The organism is Bacillus sp. FSL K6-2861, assembly GCF_038630725.1.
In the GTDB taxonomy this organism is placed as follows: domain Bacteria; phylum Bacillota; class Bacilli; order Bacillales; family Bacillaceae; genus Bacillus; species Bacillus velezensis.
Genome location: NZ_CP152037.1, coordinates 3,470,490 through 3,496,672, shown reverse-complemented (window position 1 = coordinate 3,496,672; position 26,183 = coordinate 3,470,490). Strand labels below are relative to the sequence as shown.

At 46.9% G+C, this 26,183-nt stretch carries 23 protein-coding genes; 20 read left to right on the top strand and 3 right to left on the bottom strand.

Annotated elements, in window-relative coordinates; genetic code table 11:
• Window positions 1-82 precede the first annotated feature (82 nt).
• Window positions 83-961: a LysR family transcriptional regulator gene (locus NYE62_RS17440; RefSeq protein ID WP_040238863.1), complete on the top strand. Its 879-nt coding sequence runs from the start codon at window positions 83-85 to the stop codon at window positions 959-961.
• 33 nt (window positions 962-994) lie between these two features.
• Here NYE62_RS17440 and NYE62_RS17435 read toward each other — a convergent pair whose 3' ends face one another.
• Complete coding sequence (locus NYE62_RS17435) at window positions 995-1,402, bottom strand: hypothetical protein (protein WP_003151600.1); 408 nt, start codon at window positions 1,400-1,402, stop codon at window positions 995-997.
• 275 nt (window positions 1,403-1,677) lie between these two features.
• Between NYE62_RS17435 and NYE62_RS17430 the strand changes: the two genes are divergently transcribed.
• A complete protein-coding gene (locus tag NYE62_RS17430; protein WP_094032506.1) occupies window positions 1,678-2,685 on the top strand; it encodes an LLM class flavin-dependent oxidoreductase in 1,008 nt (335 codons plus the stop codon).
• Between the two features lie 35 nt (window positions 2,686-2,720).
• Here NYE62_RS17430 and NYE62_RS17425 read toward each other — a convergent pair whose 3' ends face one another.
• Window positions 2,721-3,809 carry a GntR family transcriptional regulator gene (locus NYE62_RS17425; protein ID WP_141137941.1) on the bottom strand — a complete coding sequence of 363 codons (1,089 nt, stop codon included), beginning with the start codon at window positions 3,807-3,809 and terminating at the stop codon, window positions 2,721-2,723.
• A 256-nt stretch (window positions 3,810-4,065) separates the two neighbouring features.
• Between NYE62_RS17425 and NYE62_RS17420 the strand changes: the two genes are divergently transcribed.
• From NYE62_RS17420 to NYE62_RS17340, 17 genes are all read left to right on the top strand, one after another.
• The gene (locus NYE62_RS17420; RefSeq protein WP_003151605.1) at window positions 4,066-5,460 is read left to right on the top strand and encodes a sugar porter family MFS transporter; all 1,395 of its coding nucleotides are present in this window, start codon (window positions 4,066-4,068) and stop codon (window positions 5,458-5,460) included.
• Between the two features lie 264 nt (window positions 5,461-5,724).
• Window positions 5,725-6,759 carry a gapA transcriptional regulator CggR gene (gene cggR / locus NYE62_RS17415; protein WP_003151607.1) on the top strand — a complete coding sequence of 345 codons (1,035 nt, stop codon included), beginning with the start codon at window positions 5,725-5,727 and terminating at the stop codon, window positions 6,757-6,759.
• A 33-nt stretch (window positions 6,760-6,792) separates the two neighbouring features.
• Window positions 6,793-7,800 carry a type I glyceraldehyde-3-phosphate dehydrogenase gene (gene gap / locus NYE62_RS17410; protein ID WP_007409954.1) on the top strand — a complete coding sequence of 336 codons (1,008 nt, stop codon included), beginning with the start codon at window positions 6,793-6,795 and terminating at the stop codon, window positions 7,798-7,800.
• Window positions 7,801-8,121: 321 nt separating this feature from the next.
• Window positions 8,122-9,306, top strand: a complete 1,185-nt coding sequence (locus NYE62_RS17405; RefSeq protein ID WP_003151616.1) for a phosphoglycerate kinase — start codon at window positions 8,122-8,124, stop codon at window positions 9,304-9,306.
• A 25-nt stretch (window positions 9,307-9,331) separates the two neighbouring features.
• Window positions 9,332-10,093, top strand: coding sequence for a triose-phosphate isomerase (tpiA, locus tag NYE62_RS17400; RefSeq protein WP_003151618.1), 762 nt, complete (start codon window positions 9,332-9,334; stop codon window positions 10,091-10,093).
• Window positions 10,086-11,621, top strand: coding sequence for a 2,3-bisphosphoglycerate-independent phosphoglycerate mutase (gene gpmI / locus NYE62_RS17395; protein WP_003151620.1), 1,536 nt, complete (start codon window positions 10,086-10,088; stop codon window positions 11,619-11,621). The genes tpiA and gpmI overlap by 8 nt, the downstream gene beginning before the upstream one ends.
• Window positions 11,622-11,648: 27 nt before the next feature.
• Window positions 11,649-12,941, top strand: a complete 1,293-nt coding sequence (gene eno / locus NYE62_RS17390) for a phosphopyruvate hydratase (protein WP_007409956.1) — start codon at window positions 11,649-11,651, stop codon at window positions 12,939-12,941.
• A 168-nt stretch (window positions 12,942-13,109) separates the two neighbouring features.
• Window positions 13,110-14,390, top strand: a complete 1,281-nt coding sequence (locus NYE62_RS17385) for a M20/M25/M40 family metallo-hydrolase (protein ID WP_144463893.1) — start codon at window positions 13,110-13,112, stop codon at window positions 14,388-14,390.
• A 265-nt stretch (window positions 14,391-14,655) separates the two neighbouring features.
• Window positions 14,656-15,990 carry a nucleotide sugar dehydrogenase gene (locus NYE62_RS17380; RefSeq protein WP_064116018.1) on the top strand — a complete coding sequence of 445 codons (1,335 nt, stop codon included), beginning with the start codon at window positions 14,656-14,658 and terminating at the stop codon, window positions 15,988-15,990.
• A 48-nt stretch (window positions 15,991-16,038) separates the two neighbouring features.
• Window positions 16,039-17,169, top strand: a complete 1,131-nt coding sequence (locus NYE62_RS17375; protein WP_032876966.1) for a DegT/DnrJ/EryC1/StrS family aminotransferase — start codon at window positions 16,039-16,041, stop codon at window positions 17,167-17,169.
• Window positions 17,166-18,095 carry an NAD(P)-dependent oxidoreductase gene (locus NYE62_RS17370; protein ID WP_032867004.1) on the top strand — a complete coding sequence of 310 codons (930 nt, stop codon included), beginning with the start codon at window positions 17,166-17,168 and terminating at the stop codon, window positions 18,093-18,095. Before NYE62_RS17375 ends, NYE62_RS17370 begins: the two co-directional genes overlap by 4 nt.
• Window positions 18,061-19,317 carry an aminotransferase class V-fold PLP-dependent enzyme gene (locus tag NYE62_RS17365; protein ID WP_039253797.1) on the top strand — a complete coding sequence of 419 codons (1,257 nt, stop codon included), beginning with the start codon at window positions 18,061-18,063 and terminating at the stop codon, window positions 19,315-19,317. Before NYE62_RS17370 ends, NYE62_RS17365 begins: the two co-directional genes overlap by 35 nt.
• Before the next feature lie 11 nt (window positions 19,318-19,328).
• Window positions 19,329-20,210 carry a GNAT family N-acetyltransferase gene (locus NYE62_RS17360; protein WP_023357141.1) on the top strand — a complete coding sequence of 294 codons (882 nt, stop codon included), beginning with the start codon at window positions 19,329-19,331 and terminating at the stop codon, window positions 20,208-20,210.
• On the top strand, window positions 20,183-20,941 hold the full coding sequence (locus tag NYE62_RS17355; protein ID WP_007409964.1) for a WbqC family protein: 759 nt from the start codon (window positions 20,183-20,185) through the stop codon (window positions 20,939-20,941). Before NYE62_RS17360 ends, NYE62_RS17355 begins: the two co-directional genes overlap by 28 nt.
• On the top strand, window positions 20,904-21,581 hold the full coding sequence (locus NYE62_RS17350) for a PIG-L family deacetylase (protein ID WP_023357140.1): 678 nt from the start codon (window positions 20,904-20,906) through the stop codon (window positions 21,579-21,581). Before NYE62_RS17355 ends, NYE62_RS17350 begins: the two co-directional genes overlap by 38 nt.
• A gap of 7 nt (window positions 21,582-21,588) precedes the next feature.
• On the top strand, window positions 21,589-22,509 hold the full coding sequence (locus NYE62_RS17345; RefSeq protein ID WP_020956359.1) for a TIM barrel protein: 921 nt from the start codon (window positions 21,589-21,591) through the stop codon (window positions 22,507-22,509).
• Window positions 22,484-23,719 carry an MFS transporter gene (locus NYE62_RS17340; protein WP_015418240.1) on the top strand — a complete coding sequence of 412 codons (1,236 nt, stop codon included), beginning with the start codon at window positions 22,484-22,486 and terminating at the stop codon, window positions 23,717-23,719. Before NYE62_RS17345 ends, NYE62_RS17340 begins: the two co-directional genes overlap by 26 nt.
• A 43-nt stretch (window positions 23,720-23,762) precedes the next feature.
• On the opposite strand, the gene NYE62_RS17335 is transcribed toward NYE62_RS17340, so the two are convergent.
• On the bottom strand, window positions 23,763-24,224 hold the full coding sequence (locus NYE62_RS17335) for a GNAT family N-acetyltransferase (protein WP_095352649.1): 462 nt from the start codon (window positions 24,222-24,224) through the stop codon (window positions 23,763-23,765).
• Window positions 24,225-24,355: 131 nt separating this feature from the next.
• Between NYE62_RS17335 and NYE62_RS17330 the strand changes: the two genes are divergently transcribed.
• Window positions 24,356-26,146, top strand: a complete 1,791-nt coding sequence (locus NYE62_RS17330; RefSeq protein WP_342497082.1) for a hypothetical protein — start codon at window positions 24,356-24,358, stop codon at window positions 26,144-26,146.
• Window positions 26,147-26,183: the final 37 nt, after the last annotated feature.

Genomic DNA, 26,183 nt, shown 5'->3' with positions numbered 1-26,183 from the left:
TAGAACAATTCCATCATATGATACGGTAATCAGTAAGATAAATAAAATGAATCTTTTTTATAAGGAGCATAAGTAAAACGTTATGACGATTACACAACTGCGGGTTTTTGTTCAAATCGCTGAAACGGGAAGCTTTACAAAAGCGGGGCAGGCGCTGAATATGACGCAGCCCGCTGTCAGCCATGCCATCTCTGCGCTTGAGTCAGAGCTCGGCATCAAGCTGATCATCCGCGAGCGCCGCAACGGCGTAAGGCTCACGGACACGGGCGGAAAAATTCTCGTCCATATCAGAGAGGTGCTCAAAGGCATAGAAAAAGCCGAGCAGCTGGCGGCCGCGGAAAGAGGGCTTGAACAGGGAACGATTCACATCGGCACATTTCCGGCCGCTTCCGCTTATTTCATTCCAAAGCTGATCAGCGTGTTTAAAAAACGGTATCCGAAGCTTGAGTTGGTGCTTCATGAAGGAACGGTTAACGAAGTAAAGGAATGGCTCCGCTCCCGGGTAATAGATGTGGGTATCACTCTTTTTCCTACGGAAGACATGGAATATCTGCCGCTGAAAAAAGATAAAATGGCCGTCGTGCTTAGAAATGATCATCCGCTTTGCAGCTGTGAGTCAATCACTCTGAAAGATCTTGACCGCCAGCCGATGATCATCTGTGACGGAGGATACGAATCACCGTTTATTGATATGTTTAAGGAGGCAGGATCTGTGCTGACTGCCGCATTCACTGTTTACAACGTCAATACGTCCATCAGCATGATCAAAGAGGGGCTGGGAATTGCGATATTATCACAAATGTCTATGTCGGGAATATCGCTGCCGGAAAATGTCGTGACAAGAGAACTCAATCAGGCGGTGTACCGAGATGTTCTGCTTGCCGTTCCTTCTATAAAGGAGGCTTCATTGGCCGCAAAACTTTTTATTCAAATCGCGCAGGAACTCACAAAGAACGAATAAAAAAAGACCCTAATCATCATAGGGCCCTGAATCTTATCGGTTAATTTTAAAAGAGTTTGTCGTATTGACGAGTTTTGAACCGCTGAACGTGGCTTTGACACGATAATAACCTGTCTTGCATCCTTTTAAAGAGAATGACTTAGTCACCCTTACTGAGAAAGAAAAGGTTGTTTTTTTACAAGTCGTCCATTTCTTTCCGGACTTTCGCTGTAAGTATAGGTTTCCTTTAAAAGTTCGATCTGACGGATACGCTGTACTGAGAGTAAAATCGACACTTTTCGCTTTTTTCGTGTAGTAGGAGGCATCGGTAAATCCGCTTACATTTAAATGCTGCTGAGTGCCGGAGTAAAAGTCTGCGGCATATGCCTTATCGGTGTTTCCTGTAAAGAAGATTGCTGCCAGTAAAGCTGTTGTGAGTGCCATTAAGATTTTTTTACGCATATAGACTATGACTTCCTTCCTATTCAATATCATACATATCTTAACATTATTGGGTCTGTTCTTTCAACGATAGGTTTTCACTTTTATAGGATGAAAAGCTCATCATATCTGAATGTAATAGATTCATTCATAAAGAGTTCACTAGTGACGACCGCTGACTGATTGTTCGAAGATCATCGAATCAAATTGTTTAACTCACGGGAAAAGCTGTGGTAAGGTGTGTGGTAGAGACCTTGTTTAAGATCTGCTTACACTAAACCGCAAAGGAGAAAACGATGGCTGAACATACATTGAAAGATACTGCGTTTTCCGTATTGAATTTATCGCCGGTCGTACAGGGGGGAACGGTTGCTGAATCGTTCCGCAACAGCATGGATTTAGCGCGCCGCGCCGAGGAGTGGGGCTATAACCGCTATTGGCTGGCGGAGCATCATAATATAGAAGGAGTTGCCAGCTCGGCAACGTCAGTGCTGATCGGCCACATCGCCGGCGGCACAAAAAAAATCCGCGTCGGTTCTGGGGGTATTATGCTGCCGAATCATTCTTCACTTGTGATCGCGGAGCAATTCGGAACCCTTGAAACGTTATATCCGGGGCGGATTGACCTGGGGCTCGGACGCGCGCCGGGGACCGACCAATTAACGGCGAGAGCCTTACGAAGAAACATAAACAGCGGGGAAGATTTTCCGGAACAGCTTGAAGAATTGAGAAATTACTTCAAACCGACAGGCAATGTGCGCAATCAAGTCCGCGCCATTCCGGGCGAAGGGCTGGACGTGCCGATCTGGCTTCTGGGCTCAAGCGGCTTCAGCGCGCGTCTTGCGGGAGAGCTCGGGCTTCCGTTCGCCTTTGCGGCTCACTTCTCACCGAAAAACACCGTGCCCGCCCTTGAGCTGTACCGCAGCTCCTTCCGTCCGTCAGACGTACTGGATAACCCGTACGCGATGGTCGGCGTCACCGTCATTGCCGCCGATACGGATGAAAAGGCGGAGCATCTGGCAACATCGCATTATCAAAGATTTTTAGACCTCGTCCGCGGCACGCCGAACCAGCTGAAGCCTCCTGTTGAAGACATGGATCAAATCTGGTCGCCGTATGAAAAAGCGATGGTCAATGAACAGCTCAGTTCAACGATCGTCGGCGGACCGGAGCGTGTGAAGGAAAAGCTGGAAAGCTTCATTCGGACAACACAGGCGGATGAAATCATGGTGAATTCAGAAAGCTTTGAGCATGCCGACAGAATGAGATCATTTGAAATCATCGCCGAATTAAAAAACAGCTGAGCAAAAAAAGCAATGTGCCGCGCACATTGCTTTTTTTATTCGCCGATCCGCTTGACTGAATTCCGGATGACGAGTTCCGGTTCATACACGACGTCGTCCTTCTTCGGTTTTTTATGTTCTAAGCAGTCGATGACGTATTTTGCCGCCGCTTTCCCCATAATGGATTTCGGATGCTTGACAGAGGTGAGCTTCACCTCGGAAATCTGGGCGAAATGTGAATCGTCATAGCCCATGACCGATACGTCATCAGGCACCTTTAACCCGAATTCCCTGAGAAGATTAATCGTCTTCAGCGCAATTTCGTCATTGTAGCAAAGAATGGCCGTCGGGTGTGATTCGCTGTTTTGCTCAAGGGTATGCTTAATTTTTTGGAGAAGCACGGTTTCTTTTTCTTCAGTCGTGTAAGTGACGATCATGTCCGGAGACGGGAAAATCCCGCGCTCCCGATGCGCCTGCAGATAGCCGTTCATCCGTTTGACGCCCTGCGTGTCATCCGCTTTAAAGATTCCCATAATGTGCGTGTGGCCGAGGGACATGACGTATTCGCAAGCCATCATGCCGCCTTTGACATCATTGACGGAAAAGCTTGGTGCGGCCAGCTCCGAATAAGAGGCGTTAATCATGGCAAACGGAATGCCGTTTTTCTCCAGATTGAGATAGTAGCCGATGTTGGGCGTCTGCAGCGCGCTTTTCGTAGGCTCGACAATCAGCCCGTCTATATTTTTGGACAGCAGGTTTTCAAGACCGCGCCGTTCACTTTCTGTATTGTTGTTGGTGCTCGTCAGCAGCATGGAATAGCCCTGTTCGCTTAAATAAGATTCGATTCCCCTGATGATGCTCGGGAAAATATAGTCTGATATGTACGTTGTAATGACGCCGATCGTTTTGTTTGAATGCATGGCTGATTTCGCCGTGCGTGAAGCGACAAAGGTGCCTCCGCCCTGAACGCTGTACAGCAGCCCCTGCGAGACCAAATCTCCGATCGCCTTTCTGATGGTATGGCGGCTGACGCCGAACTGCTGCATCAGCTCATTTTCCGTAGGCAGCTTTTCGTCCGGCTGTATTTTTCCCTGATTCAGCCATGAACAAATTTCTTCTTTTACTTGAGCATATTTCGGTAGCATATCAATTCCTCCAAAATGTATACGGACAAATTCCAGTATAACATAGTAAGCCCTTTCATCAAGCTGTAAAAATAATTGACAGATTATGAAAAACTGCTTATTCTTTATTTGTACGTACTAATTTTCCTTATTTTTAGATAAAATTCTTTATAAGTACGTACAAATGTGGCGGTTCTGAAGAAAACAAAGCAACATCAAGCGCCGCACTCAGATTTGTAAGCGTTTTTATTCTATTATTCGCGGGAGGGTAAAATTCATGAAGAATCACCCGGCACCAATTGGCTCAAATGTACCTGTCACTCGGCAGCATTCCAAGTGGTTTGTCATTCTCATCTCATGCGCAGCCGGACTGGGAGGGCTTTTGTACGGTTATGACACGGCGGTGATTTCCGGCGCCATCGGTTTCCTGAAAGATTTGTACCGCTTAAGTCCTTTTATGGAAGGGCTCGTGATTTCGAGCATTATGATCGGCGGTGTTTTCGGCGTCGGGATTTCCGGATTTTTGAGTGACCGTTTCGGACGGAGAAAGATTTTGATGGCAGCGGCGCTGTTGTTTGCGGTGTCAGCGGTTGTCTCTGCGCTTTCTCAAAGTGTGTCTTCCTTAGTGATCGCCAGAGTCATCGGCGGTCTGGGAATCGGCATGGGCTCCTCGCTTTCTGTCACGTATATTACCGAAGCCGCTCCGCCGGCCATACGCGGCAGTCTGTCTTCACTGTATCAGCTGTTTACGATATTAGGGATATCCGGCACTTATTTTATTAACCTTGCCGTCCAGCAGTCCGGCTCGTATGAATGGGGAGTGCACACCGGCTGGCGGTGGATGCTCGCTTACGGCATGATTCCGTCCGTCATCTTTTTTATCGTGCTGCTTATCGTGCCGGAAAGTCCGCGCTGGCTTGCGAAAGCGGGGCGCCGGAATGAAGCCCTCGCCGTGCTGACGCGCATTAACGGCGAGCAGACCGCGAAAGAAGAAATCAAACAAATCGAAACGTCTTTACAATTAGAAAAAATGGGTTCATTGTCTCAGCTGTTTAAGCCGGGGCTGAGAAAAGCGCTTGTGATCGGGATTCTGCTGGCTTTATTCAATCAGGTTATCGGCATGAACGCAATTACGTATTACGGGCCGGAAATTTTCAAAATGATGGGCTTCGGACAGAATGCGGGGTTTATCACGACATGCATCGTCGGTGTCGTTGAAGTGATTTTCACCATTATCGCGGTTCTTTTAGTCGATAAGGTGGGCCGGAAAAAGCTGATGGGGGTCGGATCTGCTTTTATGGCGCTGTTCATGATCTTAATCGGGGCATCCTTTTATTTTCAGCTGGCGAGCGGTCCGGCTTTAGTCGTCATCATATTGGGATTCGTCGCCGCTTTCTGCGTATCAGTCGGGCCGATTACGTGGATCATGATTTCGGAGATCTTTCCGAACCACCTCCGCGCACGCGCCGCCGGTATTGCGACGATATTCTTATGGGGGGCCAACTGGGCGATCGGCCAGTTCGTGCCGATGATGATCAGCGGGTTAGGGCTCGCGTACACCTTCTGGATATTCGCCGTCATTAATATTCTCTGTTTCTTGTTTGTCGTGACGATCTGCCCTGAGACGAAAAATAAATCATTAGAAGAAATAGAAAAACTCTGGATAAAATGAAAGCGTTTTACGACAAAAGTCCGCTCCGGCGGGCTTTTGTCTGTCACCTTCATTCCGTTTCTGTATATAATGACTGTATCAAGGAGATACTGGAAAATCCTGCGAAGAATGTCGAGGAATTGACCTTTAACAGTTGAATTAACAATGTCATCCTGTTAAAATAATTAAAGAAAGCAGACATAATTTTTTTTGGCTATGATGGGACGTTTTTTGTCATAGCGGGACATTTTCTGTCCAGTATGAATAGGAAGGAACGTTTGAGTCATGAACCAGTTAATACAAGCTCAAAAAAAATTATTGCCTGATCTTTTGCTTGTGATGCAGAAAAGATTTGAAATCTTGCAGTATATCAGGCTTACCGAACCGATCGGCCGCAGAAGTCTTGCAGCCAGTCTCGGATTGACCGAGCGCGTTCTCAGAAGCGAGGTTCAGTTTTTGAAAGAACAGAATCTCATCGATATTAAAACAAACGGCATGACAATGACGGAAGAGGGCTATTCACTGCTTTCGATTCTGGAAGATACGATGAAGGATGTTTTAGGGTTGACGCTTTTGGAAAAGACATTAAAAGAGCGGCTTAATCTGAAAGACGCCATTATCGTTTCCGGTGACAGCGACCAATCTCCTTGGGTCAAAAAAGAATTAGGGAGAGCGGCCGTTGCATGTATGAAAAAGAGATTTTCAGGCAAAAATATCGTCGCTGTAACCGGCGGTACGACAATTGAAGCCGTCGCCGATATGATGACGCCGGATTCAAAAAACCGCGAGCTCCTGTTTGTGCCCGCAAGAGGCGGTTTAGGCGAAGATGTGAAAAACCAGGCGAACACCATATGCGCGCATATGGCGGAAAAGGCTTCAGGCACTTATCGGCTTTTGTTCGTTCCCGGACAGCTGTCACAAGGCGCCTACTCATCTATTATTGAAGAACCTTCCGTAAAAGAGGTGCTTCACACGATTAAATCAGCGAGTATGCTCGTTCACGGAATCGGCGAAGCTAGAACAATGGCGGAGCGAAGAAACACGCCTTTGGAAGATTTGAAGAAAATAGATGACAATCATGCGGTGACAGAGGCATTCGGCTACTACTTTAATGCGGACGGAGAAGTCGTTCACAAGGTGCATTCAGTCGGAATGCAGCTTGATGACCTCGATGCCATTCCCGACATTATCGCGGTAGCGGGCGGATCATCAAAAGCAGAAGCAATCGAAGCTTATTTTAAAAAGCAGCGAAACACGGTTCTCGTCACGGACGAAGGAGCCGCAAAGAAGTTATTAAGGGATAACAGTCCCTCAATATAAATATCTCTCACTTATTTAAAGGAGGAAATAATCATGGCAGTAAAAGTCGGTATTAACGGTTTTGGTCGTATTGGACGTAACGTATTCCGCGCAGCATTAAACAATCCTGAAGTTGAGGTAGTAGCGGTTAACGATTTAACAGACGCTAACATGCTTGCTCATCTTTTACAATATGATTCCGTACACGGAAAATTAGATGCAGAAGTTAAAGTTGACGGCAGCAACCTTGTTGTTAACGGCAAAACAATCGAAGTTTCTGCTGAGCGCGATCCTGCGAAACTCAGCTGGGGCAAACAAGGCGTTGAAATCGTAGTTGAATCTACTGGTTTCTTCACAAAACGCGCAGACGCTGCGAAACACTTAGAAGCAGGCGCGAAAAAAGTTATCATCTCTGCTCCTGCTAACGAAGAAGATATCACAATCGTTATGGGTGTTAACGAAGATAAATACGATGCAGCTAACCACGATGTTATCTCTAACGCATCTTGCACAACAAACTGCCTTGCGCCGTTTGCAAAAGTACTTAACGACAAATTCGGCATCAAACGCGGTATGATGACAACTGTTCACTCTTACACAAATGATCAGCAAATTCTTGATCTTCCGCACAAAGACTACCGTCGTGCGCGTGCAGCAGCTGAAAACATCATTCCTACATCAACTGGTGCTGCTAAAGCAGTTTCCCTTGTTCTTCCTGAACTGAAAGGCAAACTGAACGGCGGAGCTATGCGTGTGCCGACTCCAAACGTTTCTCTTGTTGACCTAGTTGCTGAACTTAACAAAGACGTAACGGCTGAAGACGTAAACGCAGCTCTTAAAGAAGCGGCTGAAGGCGATCTTAAAGGAATCCTTGGCTACAGCGAAGAGCCATTAGTATCCGGAGACTACAACGGCAATGCTAACTCTTCTACAATCGATGCTCTTTCTACAATGGTTATGGAAGGCAGCATGGTAAAAGTAATCTCTTGGTACGATAACGAAAGCGGCTACTCTAACCGCGTTGTTGACCTTGCAGCTTACATCGCAAAACAAGGTCTTTAATTCATAGCTCCCGGAAAGGGCCGGACTTGGTTCTTTCGGACAGAAACGCTATAATGAAAGCGGACAAGGGAAGGGGACGGACTCCCTTTCCCTTTTTCCATGAGAACCGGCTTTCAGAAAGCGCCGGATTGCTGCAGAACGTCCGCGTTTTGAAGTTTCCGCGGCACTTTCGTCTTCTGAGCCGCCTGCCCTGGCTCAGAAGACGATCTGCCCCGTGCCCGGAAGCTGCAATCTGCCCCGCGGCGGAAGCATCATGAGGCGGTTTCACGTTTCACGTTTTTCGTGCTATGCAAACCATTTTGAAGGAGGATCTCCTAAGGCATGAATAAAAAAACAGTAAAAGACATCGACGTAAAAGGCAAAGTCGTATTCTGCCGCGTTGACTTTAACGTTCCAATGAAAGACGGGGAAGTAACAGACGATACTCGTATCCGCGCTGCGCTTCCAACAATCAAACACCTTGCAGACCAAGGCGCGAAAGTCCTTCTTGCGAGCCACTTAGGCCGCCCGAAAGGCGAAGTGGTTGAGGAGCTTCGTTTAACTCCTGTCGCTGCACGCTTAGGCGAACTGCTCGGCAAAGAAGTGAAAAAAGCGGATGAAGCTTACGGCGATGCTGTAAAAGCACAAATTTCTGATATGAAGGACGGAGACGTTCTTGTATTGGAAAACGTACGTTTCTACCCTGGTGAAGAGAAAAACGATCCTGAGCTTGCTAAAGCATTTGCTGAGCTTGCGGATGTATATGTCAATGACGCATTCGGTGCTGCCCACCGTGCTCACGCATCTACAGCCGGAATTGCCGAGCATCTGCCGGCGGTTGCAGGATTCCTGATGGAAAAAGAGCTTGACGTTCTCGGCAAAGCCGTGACAAATCCTGAGCGCCCGTTTACGGCAATCATCGGCGGCGCGAAAGTAAAAGACAAAATCGGCGTAATCGAAAGTCTGCTTGATAAAGTGGACAACTTGATCATCGGCGGAGGTCTTGCTTACACATTCGTAAAAGCGCTTGGTTATGAAGTCGGTAAATCTCTTCTTGAAGAAGATAAAATCGAACTTGCAAAATCATTCATGGACCGCGCGAAAGAAAAAGGCGTTAAATTCTATATGCCGGAAGACGTTCTCGTTGCTGATGATTTCTCTAACGATGCAAACGTCCAAATCGTGCCGATCTCTGAGATCCCAAGTGATTTAGAAGCGATCGACATCGGAACGAAAACCCGCGAAACGTACGCTGAAGTTATCAAAAACAGCAAACTTGTCGTATGGAACGGACCGATGGGCGTATTCGAAATCGACTTGTTCGCTCAAGGCACAAAAGCAGTGGCTGAAGCATTGGCAGAGGCAAACGATACATACTCTGTCATCGGCGGAGGAGACTCTGCGGCAGCCGTTGAAAAATTCGGCCTTGCTGACAAAATGAGCCATATCTCAACAGGCGGCGGCGCATCCCTTGAATTCATGGAAGGCAAAGAGCTTCCAGGTGTAGCTGCGCTGAACGATAAATAAAAACTGCTATAAGGAAGTGGAACAGATGAGAAAACCAATTATAGCCGGTAACTGGAAAATGAACAAAACACTCGGCGAGGCTGTCAGCTTCGTTGAAGAAGTGAAATCTTCCATTCCAGCAGCAGACAAAGCGGAAGCCGTTGTTTGCGCACCAGCTCTTTTCTTAGAAAAGCTGACTTCTGCTGTTAAAGGAACTGACCTGAAAGTCGGCGCCCAAAACATGCATTTTGAAGAAAACGGTGCGTTCACAGGTGAAATCAGCCCGGTCGCTCTGAAAGACCTTGGCGTGGATTACTGCGTCATCGGCCACTCTGAGCGCCGTGAAATGTTCGCTGAAACTGATGAAACAGTTAACAAAAAAGCGCATGCCGCTTTCAAACACGGCATTGTGCCGATCATTTGCGTAGGTGAAACGCTTGAAGAGCGCGAAGCCGGAAAAACAAATGATCTTGTTGCCGATCAAGTGAAAAAAGGTCTTGCGGGTCTTTCTGAAGAGCAAGTTGCCGCTTCTGTTATTGCGTATGAGCCAATCTGGGCAATCGGAACAGGCAAATCTTCTACAGCGAAAGATGCTAACGACGTCTGCGCGCATATCCGTAAAGTCGTTGCTGAAAGCTTCAGCCAGGAAACTGCTGACAAGCTCCGCATTCAATACGGCGGCAGCGTAAAACCTGCAAATATTAAAGAATATATGGCAGAGTCCGATATTGACGGTGCTTTGGTCGGCGGCGCAAGCCTTGAACCGCAGTCATTCGTTCAATTATTGGAGGAAGGTCAATATGAGTAAAAAACCAGCTGCACTCATCATTCTTGATGGGTTCGGATTACGCAATGAAACAGTCGGAAACGCAGTCGCACAAGCGAAAAAACCGAATTTCGACCGTTATTGGAACCAATACCCTCATCAGACGCTGACGGCATCAGGCGAAGCAGTCGGACTGCCTGAAGGACAGATGGGGAACTCTGAAGTCGGTCATTTGAATATCGGCGCAGGACGTATTGTGTACCAAAGCTTAACACGCGTGAACGTTGCCATCCGCGAAGGCGAATTCGAACGCAATCAAACGTTCCTTGACGCCATCAAAAACGCGAAAGACAACGACAAAGCGCTTCACCTGTTCGGCCTTCTTTCTGACGGAGGCGTACACAGTCATATCAATCATTTATTCGCGCTGCTGAAGCTTGCGAAAAGTGAAGGACTGACGAAGGTGTATATTCACGGTTTCCTCGACGGCCGCGATGTAGGTCCGCAAACAGCGAAAACTTACATTCAGCAGCTGAATGAGCAGATCGAAGAAATCGGTGTCGGCGAAATCGCCAGCATTTCCGGACGCTACTACTCCATGGACCGCGACAAACGCTGGGACCGTGTGGAAAAAGCGTACCGCGCAATGGCTTACGGCGAAGGCCCGTCTTACCGCAGCGCGATGGATGTAGTCGACGATTCTTATGCGAACGGCATTCATGATGAATTCGTCATTCCGTCCGTCATCACAAAAGAAAACGGTGAACCCGTTGCGAAAATTCATGACGGCGATTCTGTGATTTTCTATAATTTCAGACCAGACCGCGCCATCCAGATTTCAAACACGTTTACCAACAAAGATTTCCGCGATTTCGACCGCGGTGAAAATCATCCGAAAAACCTGTATTTCGTCTGCCTGACTCACTTCAGTGAATCTGTTGACGGATATGTGGCTTTTAAACCGGTAAACCTTGACAATACAGTCGGTGAAGTATTAGCACAGCACGGGTTAAAACAGCTTCGCATTGCAGAAACTGAAAAGTATCCGCACGTTACGTTCTTTATGAGCGGCGGCCGCGAAGAAGAATTCCCGGGCGAAGAGCGCATCCTCATTAACTCGCCGAAGGTCGCGACATATGACCTGAAGCCTGAAATGAGCGCGTATGAAGTGAAGGATGCTCTTGTAAAAGAAATCGCGGCTGACAAGCACGACGCGATCATCCTGAACTTTGCAAACCCTGACATGGTCGGCCACTCCGGAATGGTCGAACCGACGATTAAAGCAATTGAAGCAGTGGACGAATGCTTAGGCGAAGTGGTTGACGCCATCATCGCTAAAGGCGGACATGCCATCATTACCGCTGATCACGGTAATGCGGACATTCTGATTACAGAAACAGGCGAACCGCACACTGCCCATACGACAAACCCAGTCCCTGTCATTGTGACGAAAGAAGGCGTGACGCTGCGCGAAGGCGGAATCCTAGGCGACCTCGCACCAACGTTATTAGACCTTCTCGGTGTTGAAAAACCGAAAGAAATGACCGGAACATCTTTAATTCAAAAATAAGCGTAAATCAAAAGGAGAGACAAACTCATGCCATACATTGTTGATGTTTATGCACGCGAAGTCCTTGACTCCCGCGGCAACCCAACAGTTGAAGTTGAAGTATATACAGAAACAGGAGCTTTCGGCCGCGCATTAGTGCCAAGCGGAGCTTCTACAGGTGAATACGAAGCGGTTGAGCTTCGTGACGGCGACAAAGACCGTTACCTTGGAAAAGGCGTGTTAACTGCTGTTAACAACGTAAACGAAATCATTTCTCCAGAGCTTCTCGGCTTTGACGTAACTGAACAAAACGCTATCGATCAGCTTTTAATCGAGCTTGACGGAACTGAAAACAAAGGCAAACTCGGTGCGAACGCAATCCTTGGCGTATCTATGGCTTGTGCGCGCGCAGCTGCTGATTTCTTACAGATTCCTCTTTACCAATACCTTGGAGGATTCAACTCAAAAACGCTTCCTGTACCGATGATGAACATCGTAAACGGCGGAGAGCATGCTGACAACAACGTAGACATTCAAGAATTCATGATCATGCCTGTAGGCGCGCCTAACTTCCGTGAAGCGCTTCGCATGGGCGCTCAAATCTTCCACAGCCTGAAATCAGTTCTTTCTGCTAAAGGAATGAACACAGCTGTAGGTGACGAAGGCGGATTCGCTCCGAACCTTGGTTCTAACGAAGAAGCGCTTCAAACAATCGTTGAAGCGATCGAAAAAGCCGGCTTCAAACCTGGCGAAGAAGTGAAACTTGCGATGGATGCTGCATCTTCTGAGTTCTACAACAAAGAAGACGGCAAATACCATCTGTCTGGCGAAGGCGTTGTGAAAACATCTGCTGAAATGGTTGACTGGTACGAAGAAATGGTTTCTAAATACCCAATCATCTCTATCGAAGACGGACTTGACGAGAACGACTGGGAAGGCCACAAACTTCTTACAGAGCGTCTTGGCAAAAAAGTTCAGCTTGTCGGTGACGACCTTTTCGTTACAAACACGAAAAAGCTTGCTGAAGGTATCAAAAACGGCGTAGGCAACTCTATCCTGATCAAAGTAAACCAAATCGGTACATTGACTGAAACATTCGATGCGATCGAAATGGCGAAACGCGCGGGCTACACTGCCGTTATCTCTCACCGTTCAGGTGAAACTGAAGACAGCACAATCGCTGACATCGCTGTGGCAACAAACGCAGGACAAATCAAAACAGGTGCTCCGTCCCGTACGGACCGTGTTGCGAAATACAACCAGCTTCTTCGCATCGAAGATCAGTTGGCTGAAACTGCTCAATACCACGGTATCAACTCTTTCTATAACTTGAATAAGTAATGGAATGGACGCCGGGAGATATTCTCCCGGCGTTTTTTTATGCTCCCGGGCTTTTCCCTCCTTTTTCATCATCTTCATTTGGTCAATAATATTCATTTTTCCCCTTTTTAAAGGAATCAGTGTTCTTCAATCGAAAGGGAAGAGGTGTTAATAAGAGGAGGGATTATGATGAAATTTTCATTTATGTCAGCCGCGGTGGCAGCAAGCGTCATATGGGGCGCGTCTGCCGGGCCGCTGTCCGAAACTCATGCTTATTCAGCCGTGACCGCGCCGGTTTTTGATGCTGATGAGGCATTGGACACGATGCATGATCTGAGTGAAACCATCGGACCGCGGGAAACCGGAACTGCGAAAGAAAAGGAAGCGGCTGAATACATATCGAATCGCCTGCGGGCTCAGGGCGCCAGTGTCAAAGTACAGTCATTTCCATTGAAAAAGTACTTTTCAGGTTCAGTCACAGCGGGAGATCATGAATTTCCGCTCCGCTCCGCTGATCAATCCGCTGTTGAAAAAGAGCTGAGAATTGAGGGAGGGATTTTTGACGGCGGCTGCGGATCACGCGATGACGTAACAGGAGCCAAAGGAAAGATTGCAGTGATACGCGAAGGAAAGATCCCCGTTTCTCAAAAGATCAAACATGCCGAACAAGCGGGAGCCAAAGCAGTCATTATTTATAATCAGACAACAAAACCGCTCGCCGTCCGTCCGCATACCGATAAAGGAATCACAATACCGGCGGCGGGTATGAAAAAAGAAGACGGTGAAGCATTGCTGAAGGAAAAGCAGGCAGTCATTCAATTTAAAAACTATAAAAACCGCACCTCACAAAATATTATAGGAACGCGCAAAGCAGCACAGGCCAACTCTTCTGATGCTGATATTATTTATGTCACAGCGCATTATGACAGCGTAAAAGGCGCACCCGGAGCGGATGACAACGCCTCAGGCACATCTGCCGTTCTGGAAATCAGCAAGCAACTCAAACACATACCGAAAGACAAAGAGATCCGCTTTATCCTGTTCGGTGCAGAAGAATTATGGTCTGCGGGTTCATCTTATTACGTCAGTACACTCACGAACAATGAAAGAAAGCACAGCCAGGCCAATTTTAATGCCGATATGATTGCGACTGACTGGGAAGAAGCGAGTCAAATGTGTGTCACGACTCCTGACGGCAAGGAAAACCCGAGCGTCCGGTATGCTGAAAAAGCCGCTGAAAAATCCCGCTTGGTCAAGCCAAACCTGATTCAGCTCGGTTACTCAGACCATGTCTCTTTTTATGAAGCAGGGATTCCGTCGGCTAACTGGATTTGGCTCAGCCCCGATACACAGGAGCCGGGGCCTTGGTATCACACCGAGAATGATAATATGAAACACATCAGCAAAGAACGATTAGAGAAAGCGGGAGCACTCGTTTCCGCGGCTGTAACTGAGGCAGTGAAAGAATAAAAGACAGGCTTCGGCCTGTTTTTTTATATTGTTTTCTGTATATTCTCTCAATTGAGGGAGATTTTCTCACTCGTTACCAGATATATACCATTTGACAGGATTTTATTTTACAAATAAAAGAAAAATAAATAGATAATACCTAATTTATAAAAGGATGTAAAACTCATTTATCAAATTTTAACTTTTGTTATAATTGCGATATCGATCGATATTTGTTTTAAATTGTAAAAAACAATACTCTTTTCTATCTATTAGGGGGCGAAAAATGAATACTGTCACAAAAGAAGCCAGCAACCTTGGTCAAAAACGGCTGTTACATCTGATTGAAACGAAGCAGGCGATTGTAGGCGTGTTAGGCATGGGATATGTGGGATTCCCTCTTGCGCTGGAATGTGTCGATAAAGGATACAATGTTATCGGATTCGACAAAAACAGTGAAAAGGTTTCCTTGTTAGCCGCCGGAAGCAGCCATATTCAAGATATAGAGGACGACAGACTGAACTCGGCTTTACAAACAAAACGCTTTCAAATCAGCGCCGACATGTCGCTCATCCAAAAATGCGACATCATTGTGATATGTGTGCCGACACCCCTGAACAAAAAAGACAAGATCCCCGATTTAACCTACATCGACAGTGCAGTTGACAGCATGATTGCTTATGGAAGGCAGCATCAGCTTTTAATTTTAGAAAGCACCACCTATCCCGGAACAACGAAAAAAAAGATTGCCGACAGAATGGCAGCAAGCCGCGGCATGAAAATAGGAACAGACTTTTTTACGGCTTATTCTCCGGAAAGAATCGATCCGGGCAACAGGCAATATGAAGTTTCAGATATTCCTAAAGTAGTCGGCGGAACCACACAGACTTGCACAGAACTTGCCTCAGCGTTTTACAGCACCATTGTTACAAGCATTCACCCGGTCACCTCACCCGAAGTAGCTGAAACAGCTAAACTCCTAGAGAATACTTATCGTTATGTCAATATAGCTCTTATCAATGAAATGGCGCTTAATTGCCGTGAACTTGATATTGATATATGGGAAGTCATCTGCGCGGCGGACACGAAGCCGTTCGGCTTTCAAAAATTTATCCCGGGCCCCGGAGTCGGAGGCCATTGTATCCCGATTGATCCTTTTTACTTCAAATGGATCGCGAATGAAAAAGGGCTGCAGACAAAATTAATTGATCTCGCGGACGAAATCAATTCCAACATGCCGATTTCTGTCTCTGACTATGCTTTGAAACTGGCGGGCAAAGACAAATGCAGCATCTTAATAATAGGGGCCGCTTATAAAAAAAATACAAATGACCCGCGTGAATCCTCAGTGTTTACGATAATGGAAGAATTGATGGACAAGGGATGCGCGATTGATTATCATGATCCGTTTATCAGCGAGATCCGCTTGAATGACGGAAGCTGCAAACAATCTGTCCCTTTCACAAAAGAACAAATCAATCAGTACAACGTCATCATCATTCATACAGATCACGATGTCATCGACTACAGTATTTTGAAGGATGCCTCACCGATTATCTTTGACACAAGAAATGTATGCAAGGAAAAATCAGCCGACAATTGCAGAGTTGTCACTTTATAGGAGGGAACGGTCATTAGTAATCGATTTATCTCTTTTCACAGACCTGATATGACAAACGAAGAAATCGCAAGCGTAACCGAAACGATTCAATCGGGCTGGATTTCGAAAGGCCCGAAGGTAATCGATTTTGAAAAAAAGCTGGGAGAATGTATAGGAGCCGAACACGTCATCAGCTGTAATTCAGGCACCGCTGCATTACATATGGCTTTATTGGCGCTCGGTGTGGGAGAAGGCGATGAAGTCATCGTGCCGAGCTTCACGTTCTGTTCCAGCGTCAATGTCATCCTGCACGCCGGAGCCGTTCCGGTGTTTGCGGATATATGCGAGAAAAGTCTATGTGCCGATCCTGAAGATGTCAGGAAGAAAATAACGCCGCGCACAAAAGCGGTAATTGCGGTTCATTTTGCCGGCTATCCGGCTGATCTGGAAAACTTGCAATCCATTTGTAAAGAAAACGGATTGTATCTGATTGAAGACGCCGCTCATGCGCTCGGTACAAAATATAACGGAAGCATGATCGGCACTCACGGCGATGCCGTGTGCTTCAGCTTTTATGCCACCAAAAATATTACAACAGGGGAAGGCGGAGCCCTCGTCATGAAAGACGAACAGGCCGCAGAAAGAGCGAGGCTGTACGGCTGGCACGGCATCACAAAAAATGCCTGGAACCGGTACGGTGAAAAAGGCAGCTGGAGATACGACGTTTTACTGCCGGGGTTCAAATATAATATGACGGATATTCAGGCCGCGCTCGGTCTGGTTCAATTGAAACGCGCAAACGAAATTCAAGAAAAACGGGAACAGATTGCTCAATTTTATGTACGTGAACTGTCAGGTCAATCTGATAAAGCGGCGCTTCCGCTTTCTGACATTCCAAGCGGCATAACGCACTCATGGCATTTATTTATTTTGCGGATTCGAGAAAACGGCGGTATGGACAGAGATCTGTTTATTGAGAAAATGAAAGAAAAACAAATCGGGCTGAGCGTGCACTTTATTCCCGTGCATTTGCATCCTTACTATAAAAAACATTTTCCTGCGGAGCTTCCGGTAACTGAACGTGTTTTCCGGGAGATCGTGTCACTGCCTCTTTACAGCCAGTTATCAGATGAGGATTGCAGCTATATTGTCAAGTCTATAAAAGAAGTTTTGACTATCAGCCAGGAGGTAGGATCATGAAACATATTGCGATTATCGGAGGAGCCGGTTTTATCGGAAGCGAACTGGCGGCATTATTACAGGCTAAAGGTTATCACACCATCATTGCAGACCAGAAGAAGCCGGCTTTTGACACTGAATACCGCCAAACGGATATCCTTGACCGGACGTCCCTCCGCGAATCACTGCGGGGAGCGGATGCGGTTGTCCATTTGGCGGCAATGGTCGGAGTGGACAGCTGCCGAAGCAATGAAGAAGACGTCATACGGGTCAATTTTGAAGGAACAAAAAATGTCACTGAGGTATGCGGTGAATTGGGAATCAGCACACTTCTTTTCTCATCGAGTTCAGAAGTGTTCGGAGATTCACCGGATTTTCCTTATACCGAGACAAGCAGAAAGCTTCCGAAATCAGCTTACGGAAAAGCCAAACTGCAATCAGAGGAATATTTGAGAGAACAGGCTTCCGACGAACTTCATATTCGGGTCGTCCGGTACTTTAATGTATACGGGCCGAAACAGCGCGAGGATTTTGTCATCAACAAGTTTTTCAGCCTGGCCGAGAATGGCTCTGAGCTGCCTCTTTACGGGGACGGCGGACAAATACGCTGCTTCAGCTACATCAGTGATATCGTCACCGGAACTTATCTCGCTCTCATTCATGAAGGAGCCGTCTTTGAGGACTTCAATATCGGGAACGACCAGCCGATCACGATAAAAGAACTGGCTGAAAAAGTCAATGTGCTCTCAGGCAGAGAGAAGGATAACTATCTGTTTAAAAAGCTGGGCGAAGACGGCGTGAGGGGAAAAGACATCGAAATTTTTAAGCGGGCGCCGTCAATCGAGAAGGCGAAACGTTTGCTCGGTTACGCTCCGAAAGTAAGTCTGAATGAAGGCCTGGAGATCATAAAAGATGAAAGACAAAAGCACAAACTTTCACTTTCCTAAAAACCCGGAAGTGGTCAAATATCCCGTTTATCCCGGACAGTTTTCCGTCAGCGGCCGTCTGCGCGCAGTGAAACACTTGCTTACTGCCGGACAAAGCGGACTGACTGAAAAATTGGAAAAACGTTACGGAAAAGGGGTTGTGCTGACCTCCAGCGGCAGTGCGGCACTGGTGCTCGCATTAACTTATTCGGGGGCCGGGCCGGGGAAAGAAGTGATTTTCTCATCCTTCAGCTGCCCGAATGTCATTGATGCCGTGCTGCAATCCGGTGCGACGCCTGTGTTTGCGCAGCTGGATGAGCATCTATTCTTATCTTTTGAGGATGTCAAAAAAAAAGTGACGAGGCGTACGTGTGCGGTTATCCTCACGCATGTATACGGCCGGAGAGAAAATACCGCTATCATTGACTGGGCGAAGGAACACGGAATTGCTGTCATTGATGATGCCGCTCAAGCCATGTTTACAAAACAAGCGGATACATTTGCCGGCGGTTTGGGCGATTTCGGCATTTTAAGCTTCGGCCCCTCAAAGCCGCTTGCGAGTATCGGAGGCGGCGCGTTAATCGCGCCGAAAGAATGGCTTCGGCAAAAAGCAAATCTCCCGATGGAACAGCGCAGCCAAGTGGCAGCTGACTATCGAATCTATATCAGAAATCAAAGAATCCAAGCTGTAATGAAACGGAAACGGCATCATCCTATTTCATATATGTTTAGAAAAGCGGGCGCCATGCCTTCCATGAAAGCCACAAAGCTCGAAGCTCTGCCGGATAAACCGGCTGTTGTACCCGTGCTTCGCATGCATCCGGCAAGGGAAGCCATTATTGATGATCAGCTTTCACGTATGAATCAGCTTGTAACAGCTTCGCTTCGAAACTTAGAGACGGCGGGAGAAATCTTTGCAAAGGCGGGAGAAACAAACGGCATAAGAATGATCCAGCCCCAAGAAGGAGAACATCTGAATTATTTAACAATTGTATTTCCCCGGGATGAAGAGCGGTACGGGTGTTCCGTTTATTTAGCCGAAAGAGGCATCCAAACATGCTGGAACTACCTTCCCCTCGAACGTATTCCGATTTATGAAACATACGCGGGGGAAGGCGGGGAAGACCCGCTTTGGAAGAGAGTTCTTTCTCTGCCTTTTAAACCTCCTCTTCAAAAGGAGCAAGTCAGATATATAGCCGAATCCGTTTTATCATATTATGAGCAAAAGAATAAGACTGAATAGTGGTGATAACTATGCAAAAAACAGCAGTATGCACGACCCGCCAGGCATGGGATCGGGCCGCTGACATGTATCAGGCGGGGTTGTTTCAAAGCTATGATTGGGGAATCCTCATGGAAGAGCTTCCCGGCACGTCATTTCACCCTGTCAGACTGACAACGGACGGAGGACAAGTCATCTATCTTCCGCTTTTTGAACAGAAGGGCGTATTATCCGGCAATATGATCGGATACGGCGGCGTTATTTCAGATCGCCCCATCTCATTTGAATGGCTTCAAAGTGAAATCCAGGCCATATTCGGCCGGAACATATCCCGGATGCTGCTGCCGTACGGTCAGACTTCTTTTACAGAAGAAATCAGGGAAGGATGGACGGAAAAGGCAACGCGGATTCTATCGCTTCCGGACACGTTTGACGAGCTTTGGACGGGCATTTCCGGAAAAGCCCGGACGGCAGTCAGATACGCTGAAAAAGAGAATATTGTCACCCGGCTGATCGGGCGAAAAGAACTTGGCGCGTTTTATGACCTCTACAAAGAGCATACGGCGGCAATCGGCGCGGCTTATGTGCTGAGCCAGGGCTTTTTCCAAAAGCTGCTTGACACGTTTGCGGACCGGATGTTTTGGATCGGAGCATATCAGGATGAGACGCTGATCAGCAGCAGTATTTTTCTCTATGACCGCTCTCATTTCTATTATTGGCAGAATGTAAACAGCCTGGCGGGAAAAAAAGCGCAGGCCTCTTACTTATTGATGCGTGACGCCCTGCAATTCGCCATTTGCCGCAAGCTTCAATGGGCTGATTTTGGCTATTCACACAGTAAAGAAATCGCAAGACCGAAACGATATTGGGGAGCTGAAGAAAAACAATGCCGACTTTTTACGAAACCGGAATGAAAACAATAAGCGGCCATCAATCCAGTTATCTGCCGTGGTACGGTTTTTTTGAAAAAATGTATAAGTCGGATCTGTTTGCCATTCATGACACAGCTCAATTTGAGAAAAAAGGATTTCTCAACCGCAACAGAATCAAAACGCCGCAAGGCCCCAGATGGCTGACAGTGCCTTTGCAGATGAAACAATATAAAGACATAGAGCTTCGGCATATGAAAATCGACCAGACACAGGATTGGCGGAAAAAACATTGGATGGCGATTAAAATGAACTATGCGAAAGCTCCCTATTTTGAGCGATACCAGCATTTTTTTCAAGATGTCTATCAGCGGGAGTGGGAATATCTCCATGATTTGAATATGCACATCATTGAATTTTTCCGAAAAGAGCTCCGAATTGAAACGCCGCTCTGTTATGTCTCTGAGCTTGAATGCCGGAAGGAGAAAAAAAGCGATTTTGTTTTAGCGCTTTGTCAGGAGCTGGGGGCGGACCGTTATTATTCAGGCAGTCAGGGTTCCGACTATTTAATAGAAAGCGATTTTGAAAGAAACGGAATTGTCATTGAGTATCAGCAGATCCGGCATTTTGGCTATCCTCAATTATTCGGGGAGCATATCCCTCACCTCTCCATGCTCGATATGCTGATGAACTGCGGAGCGGATACAGCTGAAATGTTAGTTAAAGGAGGGCAATATGATGAAAGTAATGGTATTTGCAGCGCATCCCGACGATGAAATTATCGGCGTCGGCGGCACGCTCGCCAAACATGTCCGCCAAGGTGACAGCGTGTCGGCAGTCATTATGGCGGAAGGCAAATCATCAAGAAAAACGGATTACAAAAAGCCTGAAGATTCCGTTATGGAGCATTCTAATCAAGAAACGGAGCAGGCGCTCAGCACTTTGGGCATCCATGATTTTGTCAGGCTGAACCTTCCTGATAACAGAATGGATTCAATGGATTTGCTGGATGTCGTGAAGGAAGCGGAGAAACAAATCAATCGTTTTCAGCCTGACATTGTGTATACCCAGTACGGCGGTGACATTAATATTGACCACTCCGTCGTATTCAGAGCGGTCATGACGGCAACCCGTCCGCTTCCCGGTCATACGGTAAAACGGGTTTTTGCCTATGAAACATTGTCTTCGACGGAATGGAATTACTGTCAGAAGGATCAGTTTCATGCCAATTTCTTCGTTAATATTGAAGACGAGCTTGAAACGAAATTGAAATCGATGGCGTGTTACGGCTCCGAGCTCAGAGACTTCCCTCATCCCCGCTCTTTGCAGGCGATCGAACATAATGCCCGTGTGTGGGGAGCAAAATCGGGTTTTACCGCTGCGGAAGCGTTTATGCTTGTGAGAGGAACATGGTGACTGTCCTATGATTGCTCAAATTCCGTTTTTCGGACTTGATCCGAAGCAAATCGATGAGAAATGGGTGGAAGCGGGATACGGTCTGGAAGCGAATATTTTTGACGGCCATTCCTTTGAGGAAGCGGATTATATCAAAACATTTAATCAGACGCTGGAATATGCGAAACAGCTTGATCCTTCATTATTGACGCTGCATTTCCCGACAGATCATGCCGATTATGTGAATGAAGATCACATCAAAAAACAGCTTTATCACTTTGCGGAGCTCGCTGTGAAATACGGCGCCAAAGGCATAACCGTTCATGCGAATCAATTTATGACGGTTGAGGAATTTCAAGTCTATGACCTGGAAGGAAACCGTAAAAAAATCGTTGAGTTTTTCGCGGAGTTTGATGAGCGGCTGAAAGGGACGGACATCTGGATCGGTGTGGAAAACCTTCCGATCATCGGGAATCTGGGAGAGGATTTTGATCCGATTTTCATTTATCCTGAGGATTTTACAGAGCTGGTGCAGATGGATCTGAAGCATGTCGGTATTACGTGGGATCTGTGCCATTGGGCGATTACCTATCAGACTCACTTGTCATCTGCCCTTATGTTCAGAAATGATCAGCTGAAATATCCCGATTTCTTTCAGTTTCTTTCGATAAAAGAGAGCATTAAGCATTATCACTTCAGCTCATTTCGCCAGCTTGCGTTCCCGCATGGCGGCGTCCGCTGTTTTGAGGGCCGCCATCCGAGTGAAGGGACGATCGCTGAGGAGCTGCTGAGACGGGCTGCAGATACTTTGCAGGAGCTTTATCGGAATCAAGATACCGGCATTGTATTTGAGGTGATGGAAGAGGATTATACGGAAAGACGGGAATCATGGAGAACGCTGGAATGGTTCGGCGGTGTTTCTGATGACGAGGATCAAAAAAGGGCCTGATATGACATATCGAACACCGAACTATGCAAAGCTTTGGTGTGCACAGGTGTTTTCTTCAGCAGCGGATGGGGTCTGGCTCATTGCTTTGCCGCTGTTAGTGCTGGAATTGACCGGCAGCAAAATTCTAGTCGGCGTTATTTCTTTTATCGAACTCGTGCCGTTGACATTTGGCGTGCTGGCGGGGCCGCTGATTGATTTATTCCGAAAAAAGTCGATCTTGTATTTGTGCAATACGGGTCGGGCCGTTATTATGATCCTCTTGGCGGTGCTCAGCGCGAACGATTTATTAACCGTATGGATAGCCGGGGTGTGCGCCTTTTGTCTATCTCTGCAATCGATGCTGTTTGCGCCGGCGAAAGTCGCGATCATTCCGCTGCTCGTCCGCAAACAGCATCTTGATCAGGCGACATCTCTGATCAATACGAGTGACTTGATCGGACTCATCGTCGGAAAATTGATCAGCGGGATCATGATTGCGGCTATTCCGTTCGGGATGCTGTTTGCCATAAACGGAACTGCTTTTTTGATCTCCGCGGCATTTATCGCGTTTATTCGTATTTCAGAACAGCCCAATGAAAAAAGCAACGGAACTGAAGATGTAAAAGCCGGTTACAGAATGCTGAAAGGAAATGCGGCATGGCTGACATCGGTCGGATACTTTTTCGTCGTAAATCTCGTCATTGCCGGCCTTATTTCAGTAATGGGGCCGATTCTTGCTGTGGAGCGTTTTCAGCAGAACTATTCTGTATGGTTTGCCGTCATGTATTCTATGTTTCAGGCGGGGATGCTTTTGGGCAATCTGGCCGTATTTTTCAAATGGAATACAAAACGCTTGAACCGGCTGTACCCGCGGACGTTAACGGCAGCGGGACTGCTCATTATGCTCCTGTTTTTTCCCCTTCATGGGTTTGAGTGCATCATCTTCCTGGTGCTTGGCATCATCATCTCGTATATTGATGTGCAAACGGTGCTGTATTTCCAAAAGACGGTTCCGGCCGCATATTTCGGAAGGGTCTTTGCACTGATTTTTTCCATTGTCAAAATGGGTGAACCGCTGTCGGCCGCTGTCTACACAGGGCTTCTGCTGTTGATGAATGCGGATTATATTTTTGCGGCGGTCGGACTGACCCTTACGATCGTTTTTGCTGTTTTTTCAGTCAGACAAGGGAGTCAAAGAAATACAGAGAAACAAGCGGATCAATCCGTCTGAATGGTAAACGAAGGGGCGCCGATGTCAGCCGGCGCCCTTTTTATCATAAATCCAAATAAAGCCGTATCATATCCCGGCATTGAATGCCGTTTTCAAAAATGTCTTCATCATAATGTCTGATAAAAAAATCATGGTCGACAGCCTGAATGCGGAATCCGCATTTTTGATAGAGTGACAGCTGATGAATACTGGAATTTCCGGTGCCGATTTCAATCGTGTCAGCCCCCGATTGTCTCGCTTTTTCAATGGCATCCCGCACCAGCTGTTTTCCGAATCCCCTGTTCTGCAGCGATTCTTTTACCGCGATGTTTACGATTTCTATCGTTTTAGGCCTTGTTTGCAATAAAACGTAAACCCCTGCAAGCTCGTCTGACGTCCAAGCCGTATAGCATTCTCCTCTTACAAGATAATCATCGACAATCTCCCTCGACGGATCGGCCAGCAGCAATAGTTTATACAGCGCTTCATCCGGCTCCGCGGCTTTTCGGATGCTCAGTTTTTGCATGTCCGTTTCCCCTCCTTTGTTATGATCGACAGCTATTTTTGAAAATAACTCCAAAATCATTCTACTTTATTATAAAATATGAAACATAGGAAAAGTTATACAAGTTTTGCAGATTGAATAGGAGGAAAGTCATGTTTTTTTGTAAGCATTGCGGCCAGCAGAACAATGAAGAAGCGCATTTCTGTAAAGAATGCGGAAAACCGATCGGGAAAGGAAGCCGGCTGGAGCGGCAGGCGGCTGTAAAAGCGGCTGAACCTGCTTCACAAATGAGAAAGCCGATCCCTAAAAAAACGCTCTTCATGTGGGGCGGCATTGCCGCAGCGCTGATCTTATTGATTGCCGCATATAAAACCGGAGCCTGGCTGACATCTGAAAAAAGGCTCACGGATCAATTCGAACAGGCGGTTCATGACGGGGACACGAAAAAGCTCGCAGCCCTGCTCACTCCTTCAGACAAAAAACTGAAGCTGAATGAGACCAATGTCAAACCGCTCCTTGCATACGCAAAGAAACACGATGAACTGCTGGCAGCGCTTCGCGGCAAGTCATCAGAAAAAGATGCGGTATACGTCAAAAAAGAGGGAAAAACCCTTCTTTTGTTTGACCATTACGAACTGAAAGTCGATCCGGTTTATTTCCGCGTCACCAGCAATTATAAAGGCGCCGATCTTTATATCAACAGCGAGAAAACAGGTACGGTCAAAAAAGCCGATGAAACCCAAATCTTCGGCCCGTATGCACCCGGTGTCTACACGGCGGAAGCCAAGCTTAAAAATGAGACGGTTGACGTTGTCAAAAAACAAGAGGCAGAGGCGGCCGGCAGCCGGAATGTTGAGTTTGACCTGCCGTTAGACGCCGAGGATGTGACGTTCACTCCGGCAGACAGCTTCAAAAGCGCGAAAGGCGATCTGCTGATAAACGGCAAGTCCGTCCATAAAGATCCGTTTACATCCGTTACATACGGTCCGCTCTTAACTGACGGTTCCATGACAGCCGCCGTGGAGGCTGATTTTCCTTGGGGAAAAATGAAAACTGCCGATGTTCCGATCAACGGTACTGATATGGAATTAACGCTTATCCCGGATCAAGATACACAACAAACAATCATGGACACGATTGTCAAAACAACGAAGCAGTATACAAAAGCGATGGCAGACGGAAATACCGATCAGATGACCGAGGCTGGTTCCGCCTGGAAAGAGCAGACGAAAGAAGTGGTATCCGGCATGAAGAGTTCCGGCACCTTTTTGAAGGATCAGTATAAAGAGACAAGCTTTGATCTGGATTCATTTGCGATTTCTCAAGAGAACGGCCGCTGGCAAATAACTGTTACGGGTAAAGAGCTTCATGAGTCTGCTTATTTCGACGGGAATACGAAGCCTGATATGGAAGAGGCTGAGCCGAGCTATCATTATGTACTCTCATATGATACAAAACATAAAAAATGGGTTTTCGAAAAAGCTGATCCTGCCTCAGATTCTTCTGGGACAAATGTAAAAAAAATAAAAAACGACCAGCCGAAAACCTATACATCCGCATGGGCATCATCCAAAGGAAATACAGCTTCAGGCAGCGTGACAAACGAGCAAGTCACATCGTTTATGACTGATTACCTGACAAATCAATCAAGCGCCGTCAGCCTTAACAATTTTGCCATCATGGCGGGCAATTTAGAAGAGGGAAGCCCTTTGTATGCTGATCAGCAGAAACTGGTCAAAAAACTGCACAGCGAGGGGACGACCGAAGTATTTAATGAAGTGAATGTCAAAAGCTTTTCACAGAAAGGCTCTCATCTGACGATTCATACGTACGAGGAGTTTTATATTACGAAAGCCGGCGGCAGTCCGAAGCTCAGAACATACAATTGGACGTATGGCGGCGTTGTTAAAGACGGAAGAATTTATTTAACATCCATTCAATAAAAAAAACCCCGCGCCAATCAGGCGGCGGGGGTTTCCG

Excerpts from the sequence above, each read along its gene's own strand:
- gap (WP_007409954.1), top strand. The coding sequence starts at position 6,793 with ATGGCAGTAAAAGTCGGTATTAACGGTTTTGGTCGTATTGGACGTAAC.
- NYE62_RS17385 (WP_144463893.1), top strand. The coding sequence starts at position 13,110 with ATGAAATTTTCATTTATGTCAGCCGCGGTGGCAGCAAGCGTCATATGG.
- NYE62_RS17360 (WP_023357141.1), top strand. The coding sequence starts at position 19,329 with ATGCAAAAAACAGCAGTATGCACGACCCGCCAGGCATGGGATCGGGCC.
- NYE62_RS17440 (WP_040238863.1), top strand. The coding sequence starts at position 83 with ATGACGATTACACAACTGCGGGTTTTTGTTCAAATCGCTGAAACGGGA.
- NYE62_RS17380 (WP_064116018.1), top strand. The coding sequence starts at position 14,656 with ATGAATACTGTCACAAAAGAAGCCAGCAACCTTGGTCAAAAACGGCTG.
- NYE62_RS17420 (WP_003151605.1), top strand. The coding sequence starts at position 4,066 with ATGAAGAATCACCCGGCACCAATTGGCTCAAATGTACCTGTCACTCGG.
- NYE62_RS17405 (WP_003151616.1), top strand. The coding sequence starts at position 8,122 with ATGAATAAAAAAACAGTAAAAGACATCGACGTAAAAGGCAAAGTCGTA.
- NYE62_RS17340 (WP_015418240.1), top strand. The coding sequence starts at position 22,484 with ATGACGAGGATCAAAAAAGGGCCTGATATGACATATCGAACACCGAAC.
- eno (WP_007409956.1), top strand. The coding sequence starts at position 11,649 with ATGCCATACATTGTTGATGTTTATGCACGCGAAGTCCTTGACTCCCGC.
- gpmI (WP_003151620.1), top strand. The coding sequence starts at position 10,086 with ATGAGTAAAAAACCAGCTGCACTCATCATTCTTGATGGGTTCGGATTA.
- NYE62_RS17330 (WP_342497082.1), top strand. The coding sequence starts at position 24,356 with ATGTTTTTTTGTAAGCATTGCGGCCAGCAGAACAATGAAGAAGCGCAT.
- NYE62_RS17335 (WP_095352649.1), bottom strand. The coding sequence starts at position 24,224 with ATGCAAAAACTGAGCATCCGAAAAGCCGCGGAGCCGGATGAAGCGCTG.
- NYE62_RS17355 (WP_007409964.1), top strand. The coding sequence starts at position 20,183 with ATGCCGACTTTTTACGAAACCGGAATGAAAACAATAAGCGGCCATCAA.
- NYE62_RS17345 (WP_020956359.1), top strand. The coding sequence starts at position 21,589 with ATGATTGCTCAAATTCCGTTTTTCGGACTTGATCCGAAGCAAATCGAT.
- NYE62_RS17370 (WP_032867004.1), top strand. The coding sequence starts at position 17,166 with ATGAAACATATTGCGATTATCGGAGGAGCCGGTTTTATCGGAAGCGAA.
- NYE62_RS17350 (WP_023357140.1), top strand. The coding sequence starts at position 20,904 with ATGAAAGTAATGGTATTTGCAGCGCATCCCGACGATGAAATTATCGGC.
- tpiA (WP_003151618.1), top strand. The coding sequence starts at position 9,332 with ATGAGAAAACCAATTATAGCCGGTAACTGGAAAATGAACAAAACACTC.
- cggR (WP_003151607.1), top strand. The coding sequence starts at position 5,725 with ATGAACCAGTTAATACAAGCTCAAAAAAAATTATTGCCTGATCTTTTG.
- NYE62_RS17375 (WP_032876966.1), top strand. The coding sequence starts at position 16,039 with ATGACAAACGAAGAAATCGCAAGCGTAACCGAAACGATTCAATCGGGC.
- NYE62_RS17430 (WP_094032506.1), top strand. The coding sequence starts at position 1,678 with ATGGCTGAACATACATTGAAAGATACTGCGTTTTCCGTATTGAATTTA.
- NYE62_RS17425 (WP_141137941.1), bottom strand. The coding sequence starts at position 3,809 with ATGCTACCGAAATATGCTCAAGTAAAAGAAGAAATTTGTTCATGGCTG.
- NYE62_RS17365 (WP_039253797.1), top strand. The coding sequence starts at position 18,061 with ATGAAAGACAAAAGCACAAACTTTCACTTTCCTAAAAACCCGGAAGTG.
- NYE62_RS17435 (WP_003151600.1), bottom strand. The coding sequence starts at position 1,402 with ATGCGTAAAAAAATCTTAATGGCACTCACAACAGCTTTACTGGCAGCA.